This window comes from Gilliamella sp. BG1 (assembly GCF_046635625.1).
GTDB classification, from domain to species: Bacteria; Pseudomonadota; Gammaproteobacteria; order Enterobacterales; family Orbaceae; genus Gilliamella; species Gilliamella bombi.
Map to the genome: position 1 here is coordinate 1,755 of NZ_JBIDFG010000036.1, position 2,383 is coordinate 4,137.

At 47.8% G+C, this 2,383-nt stretch carries 1 tRNA gene and 1 rRNA gene; both read left to right on the forward strand.

From position 1 onward, the window contains the following. Nucleotides 1-90: 90 nt before the first annotated feature. Nucleotides 91-166, forward strand: a tRNA-Glu gene (locus ACGH80_RS11530). 258 nt (nt 167-424) lie between these two features. Beyond that, a 23S ribosomal RNA gene (locus ACGH80_RS11535) occupies nt 425-2,383 on the forward strand; the annotation flags it as partial.

Here is a 2,383-nt window from a genome sequence, read left to right on the forward strand (position 1 = left end):
AACCGTAGGGGAACCTGCGGTTGGATCACCTCCTTACGAAGAGCTCGTAAGTGTTCACACAGATTGTTTGTTTAGAAGAGAAATAATTAAGTCCCCTTCGTCTAGAGGCCTAGGACATCGCCCTTTCACGGCGGTAACAGGGGTTCGAATCCCCTAGGGGACGCCATAAAATGTGATGAAATTATTTTTCTAAAAAAATTATGTTTGTATTTACTTGACTTAGTGTTTAAGTGAATAGAAAGATAAAGCTCTTTAACAATTAGGAACAAGCTGAAAGAAACGAGTTCTCGTTTTTACGAAAGGCTTTTGATTATAAATTGAGTTAAAGTTTATTGAACTTTAATTGAACAATCTATAAATAAAAAGAGAATAAGTAAGAAAGAGAAGAAAGCGTAATTTAAACCAAGACAACTGTGAGTTGTAAGGTTAAGAAATTAAGCGTACACGGTGGATGCCTAGGCAATCAGAGGCGAAGAAGGACGTGTTAATCTGCGAAAAGCGACGGTAAGCTGATAAAAAGCGCAATAGCCGTCGATGTCCGAATGGGGAAACCCAGTGTAGGTGACTACACTATCATATGATGAATACATAGTCATATGAGGCGAACCGGGAGAACTGAAACATCTAAGTACCCCGAGGAAAAGAAATCAACCGAGATTCCCTGAGTAGCGGCGAGCGAAAGGGGAGGAGCCCAAGCGGGTAGCATAAAGTATTAGTGGAAGCGTCTGGAAAGTCGCACGATAGAGGGTGAAAGTCCCGTACACGAAGGTACGTTATGTGGAAGCTTATAGAGTAGGGCGGGACACGTGATATCCTGTCTGAAGAAGGGGGGACCATCCTCCAAGGCTAAATACTCCTGATTGACCGATAGTGAACCAGTACCGTGAGGGAAAGGCGAAAAGAACCCCGGGAGGGGAGTGAAATAGACCCTGAAACCGTGTACGTACAATCAGTGGGAGCTGTTGCCGTTGGGTAATAGTGACTGCGTACCTTTTGTATAATGGGTCAGCGACTTATATTCTGTAGCGAGGTTAACCGAATAGGGGAGCCGAAGGGAAACCGAGTATTAACTGTGCGTTAAGTTGCAGGGTATAGACCCGAAACCCGGTGATCTAGCCATGGGCAGGTTGAAGGTTGGTTAACACTAACTGGAGGACCGAACCGACTAATGTTGAAAAATTAGCGGATGACCTGTGGCTGGGGGTGAAAGGCCAATCAAACCGGGAGATAGCTGGTTCTCCCCGAAAGCTATTTAGGTAGCGCCTCATGAATGACTGTTGGGGGTAGAGCACTGTTTCGGCTAGGGGGCCATCCCGGCTTACCAACCCGATGCAAACTCCGAATACTGACAAGTTGAATCATGGGAGACACACGGCGGGTGCTAACGTTCGTCGTGAAGAGGGAAACAACCCAGACCGCCAGCTAAGGTCCCGAAGTCATAGTTAAGTGGGAAACGAAGTGGGAAGGCTTAGACAGCTAGGATGTTGGCTTAGAAGCAGCCATCATTTAAAGAAAGCGTAATAGCTCACTAGTCGAGTCGGCCTGCGCGGAAGATGTAACGGGGCTAAAACTATGCACCGAAGCTGCGGCAGTGCACGCAAGTGTATTGGGTAGGGGAGCGTTCTGTAAGCCGTAGAAGGTGTGTTGTGAGGCATGCTGGAGGTATCAGAAGTGCGAATGCTGACATAAGTAACGATAAAGCGGGTGAAAAGCCCGCTCGCCGGAAGACCAAGGGTTCCTGTCCAACGTTAATCGGGGCAGGGTGAGTCGACCCCTAAGGAGAGGCCGAAGGGCGTATCTGATGGGAAACGGGTTAATATTCCCGTACTGACTATAACTGCGATGGGGTGACGAAGAAGGCTAGGTTTACCACCTATTGGATGGTGGGTTAAGCGTGTAGGGGTGTGATTAGGCAAATCCGGTCACTGAAACTCTGAGGCGTGATGACGAGCTGCTAAGGCAGTGAAGTAATTGATGCCCTGCTTCCAGGAAAATCCTCTAAGCTTCAGGTTATAGTTAATCGTACCCGAAACCGACACAGGTGGTCAGGTAGAGAATACTAAGGCGCTTGAGAGAACTCGGGTGAAGGAACTAGGCAAAATGGTGCCGTAACTTCGGGAGAAGGCACGCTGATGGTAATTGAAATCCCATGCGGACGTAGGTGAAATCAGTCGAAGATACCAGCTGGCTGCAACTGTTTAATAAAAACACAGCACTGTGCAAACACGAAAGTGGACGTATACGGTGTGACGCCTGCCCGGTGCTGGAAGGTTAATTGATGGGGTTATGCTTATGCAGAAGCTCCTGATCGAAGCCCCAGTAAACGGCGGCCGTAACTATAACGGTCCTAAGGTAGCGAAATTCCTTGTCGGGTAAGTTCCGA